General features: G+C 50.8%; 8 protein-coding genes. All 8 read right to left on the bottom strand.

All coding sequences use genetic code 11. The annotated features are described in order from the left end of the window. A partial coding sequence (locus C5S62_RS04865; protein ID WP_190311552.1) for an FtsW/RodA/SpoVE family cell cycle protein occupies positions 1 to 533 on the bottom strand: 533 nt, incomplete at its 3' end. Positions 534 to 585: 52 nt separating this feature from the next. Beyond that, entirely contained in the window at positions 586 to 1,929 is a 1,344-nt protein-coding gene (murD, locus tag C5S62_RS04860; RefSeq protein WP_104404300.1) for a UDP-N-acetylmuramoyl-L-alanine--D-glutamate ligase, read from the bottom strand. A 45-nt stretch (positions 1,930 to 1,974) separates the two neighbouring features. Further along, a complete protein-coding gene (mraY, locus tag C5S62_RS04855; protein WP_104404299.1) occupies positions 1,975 to 3,249 on the bottom strand; it encodes a phospho-N-acetylmuramoyl-pentapeptide-transferase in 1,275 nt (424 codons plus the stop codon). 51 nt (positions 3,250 to 3,300) lie between these two features. Next, positions 3,301 to 4,758: a UDP-N-acetylmuramoyl-L-alanyl-D-glutamate--2,6-diaminopimelate ligase gene (locus tag C5S62_RS04850; protein WP_104404298.1), complete on the bottom strand. Its 1,458-nt coding sequence runs from the start codon at positions 4,756 to 4,758 to the stop codon at positions 3,301 to 3,303. A gap of 62 nt (positions 4,759 to 4,820) precedes the next feature. Next, positions 4,821 to 7,130, bottom strand: coding sequence for a penicillin-binding protein (locus C5S62_RS04845; protein WP_172486192.1), 2,310 nt, complete (start codon positions 7,128 to 7,130; stop codon positions 4,821 to 4,823). A 130-nt stretch (positions 7,131 to 7,260) separates the two neighbouring features. After that, the gene (locus tag C5S62_RS04840; protein WP_104404296.1) at positions 7,261 to 7,812 is read right to left on the bottom strand and encodes an FtsL-like putative cell division protein; all 552 of its coding nucleotides are present in this window, start codon (positions 7,810 to 7,812) and stop codon (positions 7,261 to 7,263) included. A gap of 56 nt (positions 7,813 to 7,868) precedes the next feature. Continuing rightward, the gene (rsmH, locus tag C5S62_RS04835) at positions 7,869 to 8,789 is read right to left on the bottom strand and encodes a 16S rRNA (cytosine(1402)-N(4))-methyltransferase RsmH (RefSeq protein ID WP_104404295.1); all 921 of its coding nucleotides are present in this window, start codon (positions 8,787 to 8,789) and stop codon (positions 7,869 to 7,871) included. A 54-nt stretch (positions 8,790 to 8,843) separates the two neighbouring features. Further along, entirely contained in the window at positions 8,844 to 9,329 is a 486-nt protein-coding gene (locus C5S62_RS04830; protein ID WP_104404294.1) for a division/cell wall cluster transcriptional repressor MraZ, read from the bottom strand. Between the last annotated feature and the right edge of the window lie 351 nt (positions 9,330 to 9,680).

Raw genomic sequence — 9,680 nt, 5'->3', positions numbered from 1 at the left:
ATGAACATCATGATGAATACGGTGGTGAAGAGGATGGCGGCTGTGGAGAGGTTTTCCGACACTATGAGGGTGCACACGATGCCGGTTATTGTGAGGATGAGCTTGAAAGCCCGCCGGTCGGCGCCTTCCTCGCGCTGCATGTGGGAGAGGATGAGGGCCACCGAAACGATGACGACTCCCTTGGCCAGTTCGGATGGCTGGAAGCGTATGCCGAGGTCGAGCCAGCGCGCGCCGCCGTTTTCGGACGAACCGAAAAAGAGCGTGACGAGCAGCAGGACGATGCACAGAGGAAGGAAGAAAAGCGGGATGATTTTGAAGTAGCGGCACGGGATGGCATGGAAAAACCATGCGACGCCGGTGCCCAGGCCCAGAAACAGGAGCTGCTTGAAGAAAGGGGCCATGAAGTCGCCGCTCTTGTAGGTGAGGGTGCTGGCGGCACTGAACACTTCGATGAGGGAAATCATGCAGAGCAAGAAAAATACCACCCAAATGACGGTGTCGCCTTGAAAAATACGGCGGGAGGATATGTCCATTTTTTGCATGCTGTGTTGTTGGTTCTTAGAAAGATGAGGGAGTCGGGCGGTTTTAACGGCTTGGCGGGAGCATGCCGCTTACCAGTGTCTTGAACTGGTCGCCGCGGTCTTCCATGTTGCGGAAGAGGTCGAAACTGGCGCAGCAGGGACTGAGCAGGACGGTGTCGCCCTCATGTGCCAGGCGGGCGCAGGCCGCCACGCAGTCGGGCATGCTGTGGGTGTCGGCCATGGGTAGTCCCAAACCGTCGAAATGCTCGTGAAGTTTGGCGTTGTCGGCGCCGAGATATACCACGGCGCGGCATTTCTCTCTGACTAGAGGGATGATCTGGCTGTAGTCGTTGCCTTTGTCAAGGCCACCGATGATGAGGACTACCGGTGTCTGCATGCTGTCGAGGGCGCAATAGCAGGCGTCTACGTTGGTGGCTTTGGAGTCGTTGACATAGTGCACGCCATTCACGGTACCGGCTTTTTCAAGACGGTGTTCCACACCGGGAAAATCGCTCAGGCCTTCGCGAACGGCCTGTGCCGGCGCACCGGCGGCGAGAGCGGCCATGGCGGCTGCCATGGCGTTGCGCAGATTGTGTTTGCCGGTGAGTGAGAGTTCGGCGAGGGGCATCTCAAAAGGTATGGGGGCTTTGATGCAAAGCGTGTCTCCGGCCGGAAAACCGACTGCCTGCTCTTCGCGTTTATCGGCGAAGGAACAGAGGAGGGCCGGAGATGGATGGCGCTCCAGTTCGCGGCCTATGTGTTCGTCGCCGCTCCAGTAGATAAAGGTATCATCGGCCGTCTGGTTGCGCAGGATGCGCATTTTGGAGTCGACGTAGTTTTGCATGCAGAAGCCGTAGTGGTCGAGATGGTCGGGAGTGATGTTGAGCAGTACGGCCACATTGGCACGGAAGTCGAACATGCCATCGAGCTGGAAGGAGGAAATTTCGATGACGTAACAGTCGTGGTTGTCTTCAGCCACCTGAAGCGCCAGACTGCGACCGATGTTTCCGGCCAGTCCCACGTTGAGGCCGGCTTTGCGGAGTATGTGGTAGATGAGTGAGGAGGTGGTGGTTTTGCCGTTGCTGCCGGTGATGCATATCATTTGCGCATTGGTGTGGCGGGCGGCAAATTCGATTTCACTGATGACGGGGATACCTTTGGCTTTGAGCTGAAGCACCAGAGGGGCGTTTTCAGGAATTCCGGGACTTTTGATGACTTCATCGGCATTGAGGATGAGCTCCGGAGTGTGACGGCCTTCCTCCCACGGCAGGTACCGTCCGTTGAGCAGGGCTTTGTATTTTTCTTTTATCCGGCCCATGTCGGAAACGAAAACTTCATGACCTTTTTTCTGTGCCAGAATGGCGGCACCGACACCGCTCTCGGCGGCTCCCAAAATGACTGTTCTCATGTTTGCTGTATGGCGTGGTCGGGAGGGAAGTGATCCCGTATGGTTTTATCGTATTTTCAGAGTGATGATGGTGGCTGCGGCCAGAAGGATGGTGGTAATCCAGAAACGCACGGTTATTTTGGATTCGTGCCAGGCGCCGCGCGGCCAGTTCTTGAAAACGTAGCGGCACGACGGGTCGAGCTGTTCGGGAAGAACACGGAAGTTGTCGTGTATCGGCGTGCGTTTGAAAAGGCGCTGCCTGATGCCTTTCCGCTTGCCCAGTTTGAAGTATTCCACTTGCAGTATGACGCTCAGGCTTTCAACCAGGAACACGCCGCAAAGGAGGGGGATGAGCAGTTCCTTGTGGATGATGATGGCCAGCACGGCAATGACGCCGCCGATGGTGAGGGAACCGGTGTCGCCCATGAATATCTGGGCGGGGTAGGCGTTGTACCACAGAAAGCCGATGAGGGCACCGATCATGGCGCAGATAAAGATGACAAGTTCCTGAGAACCGGGTATGTACATAATGTTGAGATAACTGGCATATTCTATGTGGCTGGAAACGTAAGCCAGTATGCCCAATGCGATGCAGATGATGGCTGAATTGCCTGCTGCCATGCCGTCCATGCCGTCGTTGAGGTTGGCGCCGTTGCTCACGGCAGTGATGACGAAAATGGTGACGATGACGAAAAGTATCCAGCCGGCCTGTGTTTTGTATTGGCCGCAGAAGGAGACGATGGACGAATAGTCAAGGTTGTTGTTCTTGACAAAAGGAATGGTGGTTTTGGTGGATTTGACGGCTTCGCTCTTGTGGACGACTTCAGTGTGGACTCCGCCCTTATGCTCAATTTCCACGTTTTCGCGGATGACGGCATCGGGGCTGAAGTAGAGAACCAGGCCGACAATGAGACCTAGAATGACTTGTCCGAGAATTTTGAACTTGCCGGACAGACCGTCTTTGTTTTTCTTGAAATTCTTAATGTAGTCGTCGATGAAGCCCAGCATGCCCAGCCAGACTGTGGTGACAATCATCAATATCATGTAAATGTTACGCAGACGGCCGAGGAGGATGCAAGGCACCAGCACGGAGACAATGATGATGATGCCTCCCATTGACGGGACGTTTTTCTTCTTTTCTCCATAAGGATCGATGGAGGCGTCGCGCTGCACTTCGCTGAAATTATGGCGTCTCATCCATTTGATGAAGTATTCGCCGAACCACGCCGATATGACCAGTGCCAGCATGAGGGCCAGCAATGCGCGGAAAGAAATGTAAGACCACAGGTTGGAACCGGGGAGGCCGAATTGTTCCAGAAATCTGAACAGATAGTATAACATTGGTGGAATGGGTGATGAATGACAGGTGAATTAACCGTAATGTTTTGAGGCTCAGTTGAGGCCGAACGCGGCGCGGACTTCTTCGTGGTCGTCGAAATGATGTTTCACGCCTTTTATGTCCTGATAAGGTTCGTGCCCCTTGCCGGCCACAAGGATGACATCGCCGGTTTGTGCCATCATGGCGGCGGCACGGATGGCTTCGCGTCGGTCGGTGATGCTGAGCACCTTTTGCATTTGTCCGGCGTCAAGGCCGGCGAGCATGTCCTGAATGATGTCTTGCGGTTCCTCAAAACGCGGGTTGTCGCTGGTAATGATGACGCGGTCGCTGCGGTTGGCGGCTTCCTGTGCCATTAAAGGGCGTTTGCCTTTGTCGCGGTTTCCGCCGGCGCCGCATACAGTGATGACCTTTCCCTTGCCTTTGACAATTTCGTTGATGGCGCTGAGTACGTTGGCCAAGGCATCGGGGGTGTGGGCGTAGTCTATGACTGCGCTGTAGCCCTTGGGAGAGCGGATGGCTTCGAAGCGGCCGTTGACGGGACGGAGGGAGGAAAGGACACACAACACTTCCTCCGGTTTATGGCCGAGCATGACTGCTGCGCCGTATACTGCCAAAATGTTCGATACGTTGAAACGGCCTACGAAAGGTACGCTGACTTCACGGTTGTCAATGTCGAGCAGCATGCCTTCAATACTTTCCTCAATGATACGTCCTTTGAAATCGGCAGCGGTACGCGTGGAGTAAGTCTTCACCGTAGCTGCAGTGTTCTGTACCATGACTGTGCCGTTTCTGTCATCGGCATTGGTGATGGCGAATGCTTCCTGGGGTAATGTGTCGAAGAAGATTTTCTTCGCATCGCGGTAGTTCTCAAAACTTTTGTGATAGTCCAGATGATCGCGGGTGAGGTTGGTGAAAATACCGCCTGCGAAGTTTAAACCGCCTATGCGCTTCTGATGAATGGCATGACTGCTGCACTCCATGAAGGCGTATTGGCATCCGCGGTCCGCCATTTCGCAGAGTAACCGGTTGAGTGTTACGGCATCGGGCGTGGTATGTTCGGTTGGGAGAGCCTCGCCGTCGATGTAGTTGCATACTGTTGAGCATAAGCCGCATTTGTAGCCGAACTTGCGGAACATATTATATAATAATGTGGCAATGGTCGTCTTTCCGTTGGTACCTGTAACGCCGATGAGCTTTAACCGGCGTGAAGGATCACCGTAGAAGCAGGTGGCAACTTTACCAACGGCGTCTTCTGTGTCGGCTACACGGATAAATGTTGTATTCTCAGGAATTTTTGCAGGTATAGGTTCGCTTACCAAAACAGCTTTTGCACCGTTTTCGAGCGCTTTGGCTATGAAAGTATGCCCGTCGGTTTGTGTGCCTTTTACGGCAATGAATAAGTTGTCGGCTTCTATCAAGCGTGAATCAATGTTCACTCCGGATATTTCCATTTCAAGATTTCCCCGTACTTCGATGGGAGTGATCTTCTTAAGCGTTTCGGACAGTTTCATGTATCGGGATGTTTTTTATGTTCGGGTAAATAGGGATAAATGAACTGATACGGAAAATGGACTCAGGGAATTTTCTTTTTAGCTTTGTTCTCTTCTTTTTTCTGAGCCTTGGGCGTTGGATTGTCTTTTGTCTTTTTCCGTTTATCAGAGTTGTTCTTTTCCTGGTCGGAGAGTTCTTTGTCTTCCGGTTTCAGAGCGGTTGTTGGTGAGGACTTATGTGAACCGGTGTGGGACTTCCTGTAACTCAGTTGTAGTTTTACAAGTATTCCTTTCTTTATTCTTTTTCCGGGAGGAATGCTTTGCTCACAGACTTTTCCTGCACCTTGTGTATGGACTTTCAGACCGATATTCTCCAAACGGTAAATGGCATCGCGCAGTCCGTATCCTCTTACATCGGGCATGATGTCTTCTGCCCAATTGGTTGCGGATAGTTGCATCTTACCATCTTGTCCGTCTGCTGTTCCCCATAGATTTTGTCCAAGGGGCATTGCCGGAATGTTGCTTGGTATGCCGTAGCGTTTGAAAAGCCTGCCGGCAACGGCTATGTCACCTTTACATTCTGTAGGTACACTTACATTAACTGTGTCGCGGGCTTTGGAATAGTCCGCTTCGTGCCTTTGGGCCATTACGGATTCTGCCACGCGCTTGAAAACGGGACCGCACATACCGCCGCCTGAGGCCGGAGCAGGTTTGCGAATGCAGACAATACACGAATAGAGCGGTTTGTCGGCGGGGAAATAGCCCGCAAAAGTAATGAAATATTCCGAGGTCCGTCCTCCTCCGGTCCAAATTTGTGCCGTACCCGTTTTTCCGGCAGTGGAGAAGAATTTAGAACCGGCAGCTTTACCTACACCTCGTGTGGTGACATATTCCAGGCAGGCCCGTACGTTTTGTACTGCTTCAGGTTTGGCCATCTGCTGCCGTAGCACTTCTATCGGATATTCTTTGATGACTTGTCCTGCACGTAAAACAGCTTTGACAAGGCGGGGACGTAGCATTTTGCCATTATTGGCAATGGCATTGTAGAAGTTGAGTGTATTGATGGGCGCCACTTGTGTTTCGTAGCCGATACTCATCCATGGCAAAGTTGTACGCGACCAGTATGTACCTTCTCCCGGTCGTCGGATACGTGGCCTCATATAGCCTTTTATGGGGATTTTAAGATCTTCGGCGGAACCTATACGGTGGAGTCCTTCTACGAATTTGGCCGGATTGTCTTTGTAGAATTTGTCAATGAGTACGCTGACACCTACGTTTGATGAGTTGCCGATGATTTGTGGTACTGTGAGGGTTCCGTATCCTCCGCTGCGCCAATTGTGGTCGCGCATCTTGCGACTCCCGAATTCGTAGATACCGCCGCCAGTGTTCACCTGATCAGTCATTCCGAGTAGTCCGTCATCAAACGCTACCAAAAACGATTGAGGCTTGAACACCGACCCTGGTTCGTATAAATCCGTAAGAGCGGCGGCATGATCTTCGTAATAAATGCCGTTGTTTGAACGCATCAGGCTTGTCATGGCTTTTATGTCACCTGTCGCCACTTCCATCAGAATGCAGACACCCTGCATGGCGTTGATTTCCGCCAGTTTCTCTCCAAGGGCCTTTTCACAAATTTCCTGCATGCCTACATCGATAGTCGTCTGTATGTCATAGCCGTCTTCTGCCGGTACGTCAATGACGGGTACACGGCGGTTGCGTACTTTCTCAAAATGAAATTTGCCAGGTTTGCCAGCCAGGATAGAATCGAAAGAAAGTTCAAGTCCGAAGCGAGCCGTGTCTTTAAACTCTCCGATGGTGCGGAGGGCTAGTTTGCCGAATGGCCGTTTGCGCATGTCTATCTTTTCGTAGTTTACGCTGCTGTTAAGCTCAAACAGAGGTAACTTCTTCACTTCGCTGTATTCCACATAAGTGATTTGCCTGTTTTCTTTCTTCTTGAGTTTCAGAGTCGTTACTCCGTCAACATAAACAGGCCAGTAGCGGCTCTTTTGTTTGCGACCCTTCAACAGGTGGTCGCGCAGTTTGGCCGGAATGATGTCAGGGAAAATACGTTGCATTTCCTGGCAGATGGTATCAATTCTATGATAGAGTATGGAGTCGCGCCTCTGCTGGTCTTTTACCCGTTGCAAAGAGTCGCGTTCGCACGACATATAGTCGACAAACATCTTATATTGTGGCAATGAGGCCGCCAGTACCTGCCCGTCGGCTGATAGAATGTTGCCGCGTTTGGCCGGCAGCGGCCGGTCTACTTTTACCTGTAGTCTGCTCATGGTCATCCACCGCTCACGTTCAACGGTCATGGTGTAGATCGCTTTGGCCAGTATACTGATGCCAATCAGACATATCACCAGTGTTACCAGAAAGTAGCGTGGCATGATTTTTTTGTTTAAAAAATTCATATTTCTACAGATGTGATAAGCTTCCTGTTGTAATTATTGAATCCTTGCTTTGCCCATTATGGGATGAAGAGTACAACTCTTTTAGTATTGTTACCAAATGTTCCTGTCAGGGCGTTTGCAGGGTGTCGGCTGTAAGATAATAAGACGATGAGGTCGAAATTTGCAGTGTTGTGTCAACCAAGTTTTCTTCCACGTTGCTGCGCATGGAAAATTCAGTCAATTCACTTGAAATGGTGAGTGCCTTGAATTGTTTGTCTATGAGTTCTTTACTAAGATCTTCGCGGCGTATTTCCTCTCGTTGGCAAGCATAACGGTTGCTCACATAAATAATAGCCATGATGGTGAGCATGAGTAAGAACCAAATTTGTTTCCGAAAAGTTTTTCCGCCTAAGATATCCCCTCCCAGTATGCTGCGCAACGAAATATTACTTCCATCGTCGATGTCTACCAGTTGCTTGAACGCCTGGCGGGCACGTTCTTCACGTTCGTTGTGTATCTGTTCTTCGGCAGATGGTATTTTTTTTGTAGCAGTTGCAGAGTTTTCGTCTTCTATGGCTGTGTCTGTCGTATTTTCGGCAGTAGCTTCGGAGGTGGCCCGCTTGAGCAGTTCGTCAAGCGATGCGTTTCCTGTATTGATATGTTCGTTGTTATCCTTCATGACAATTATATTATAAATGTCCGGCGGACATGTGAAACTCGTTTCAGACTAAGTTTTCAGCCTAGTTTCTGTGCGATACGCAATTTGGCGCTGCGGCTACGGGGATTGGCCGTTTGTTCTTCTTCGTCGGGTATGATAACTTTGTTGTTAACAGGCTTTAGGGGAACGAGTCGGTTACCGAAAAAATCCTGTTGTGTTTTGCCTTCGGCGTTACCGGAGCGCATAAAATTCTTTACCATACGGTCTTCAAGTGAATGATAAGTCAGTACAACGAGTCTTCCTCCCGGACGTAATGCTCTTACTGCGGCTTGGAGCATTTCTTCAAGTGCGTCCATTTCGTGGTTCACCTCAATGCGCAGGGCCTGAAAAACTTTAGCCAGGTCTTTCTTCTGACGGTCGCGTCCAATTAGTGGCTGTACTAGTTCGGTGAGGTGTGCCACAGTCGTCAGAGGTCGGTCTGCGCGGCCTTTTACTATGGCTGCTGCCAGCCTCCTGCTGTTTTTCATCTCTCCGTAAAGGTAGAAAATACGTGCCAGCCGTTCCTCGTCATAGCGGTTCACCACATCTGCCGCTGTCATTCCGGCCCTGCTGTTCATGCGCATATCCAACGGTGCTTCAAAACGGAAGGAAAACCCTCGTGCCTCATCGTCAAAATGGTGGCTCGATACACCGAGATCCGCCATCAGTCCGTCTATGGCTGTAACGCCGTAATAACGCATCCAGTTTGTCAGATAGCGGAAATTGCTTCTCACGAAAGTGAAGCGCCCGTCACCGGGCGGCATATTTCTTTCAGCGTCACCGTCCTGGTCAAAACTGTAGAGTTGGCCGTTCTCGCCCAGTCGCGACAATATTTCACGGCTATGGCCCCCACCGCCGAAAGTGACATCCACATACGTGCCGTTGGGCTGAATGTTCAGGCCGTCCACGCTTTGCCTGAGCAGAACCGGAACATGGTAAGTCGGAGCTACAGTGACCATAAATGTTATTGCTATATTGATAATTACCGGAGGTACGGGTGGTGCTCCGTTGGATTATTGGCTAATATGTGCGGTATCGGTCGCCGCGTTGTTTCCATCGGGCCGGCCCATGAGTTCTTCAATGATGCGGCCGAAGTCCCCGTCTGATATGAAAGGCTTACTGCCTCGGTTTTTGTTCCATATTTCTATGCGGTCGTCCATTCCCAAAAACATCACTTCTTTATCAATGTCTGTAGCCTGCATGAGACGTCGCGAGAGAAGAAGGCGACCGTTGTTGTCGAGTACGAATGTTTCGGCATCGGCTAGAAATTGCCGTAGTACCATGGCTTCACGAGGGTTCCAGCGGTTGAGGCGTGAGGTGAGCATGTCTACTTCAGCGTCCCATACTTTTCGGGGATATATCACCAGACAGGGTTGGTGAACATCGCGTTTGATCACAAAAGCCATATCTTCTTCAGGCAGTTGCTTGCGGAAGGCCGATGGTAAGAATACACGGCCTTTAGTGTCGACTTTGGCTGATATGATTCCTGAAAAACGCATTCTTTCTGAAATATTTTCCAAAATTACGGATTTCTCCCCACAAATCCCCACTTTGATAAGTTTTTTTTGGTTTTGCCCTGTTTTTTTATTGGTGTGATTTGTGATAATGCTTGTTTGTCAAATATTTAGTGCGAGTGTCAGTGAGATGGGTGGAGGGGAATGTCGGGATCATATATACAATGAGTGATGAGAGACGTTGTGCCGTGTGATAAGTGTCTGGCTTTGGCATAAAAAACGGGTGCGACACTTATTGGTGCCGCACCCGTTGAGAGTGTGTTATCTTACGAGAAGATTACTTTACGATTACTTTGCGTCCGCCTACTACATAGATGCCTGCGGGGAGGCCCTTGG

Origin of the sequence: Prevotella sp. MGM2 (genome assembly GCF_002933955.1) — a bacterium.
Taxonomy (GTDB): domain Bacteria; phylum Bacteroidota; class Bacteroidia; order Bacteroidales; family Bacteroidaceae; genus Alloprevotella.
Note: the sequence above shows the minus strand (reverse complement) of the source record. Positions and strands in the feature narration are given on the sequence as shown.

What these genes read in the sequence shown, in the direction of transcription:
- C5S62_RS04850 (WP_104404298.1), bottom strand. Translation starts at nt 4,758, where the DNA reads ATGAAACTGTCCGAAACGCTTAAGAAGATCACTCCCATCGAAGTACGG.
- C5S62_RS04830 (WP_104404294.1), bottom strand. Translation starts at nt 9,329, where the DNA reads ATGCGTTTTTCAGGAATCATATCAGCCAAAGTCGACACTAAAGGCCGT.
- C5S62_RS04845 (WP_172486192.1), bottom strand. Translation starts at nt 7,130, where the DNA reads ATGCCACGCTACTTTCTGGTAACACTGGTGATATGTCTGATTGGCATC.
- murD (WP_104404300.1), bottom strand. Translation starts at nt 1,929, where the DNA reads ATGAGAACAGTCATTTTGGGAGCCGCCGAGAGCGGTGTCGGTGCCGCC.
- rsmH (WP_104404295.1), bottom strand. Translation starts at nt 8,789, where the DNA reads ATGGTCACTGTAGCTCCGACTTACCATGTTCCGGTTCTGCTCAGGCAA.
- mraY (WP_104404299.1), bottom strand. Translation starts at nt 3,249, where the DNA reads ATGTTATACTATCTGTTCAGATTTCTGGAACAATTCGGCCTCCCCGGT.
- C5S62_RS04840 (WP_104404296.1), bottom strand. Translation starts at nt 7,812, where the DNA reads ATGAAGGATAACAACGAACATATCAATACAGGAAACGCATCGCTTGAC.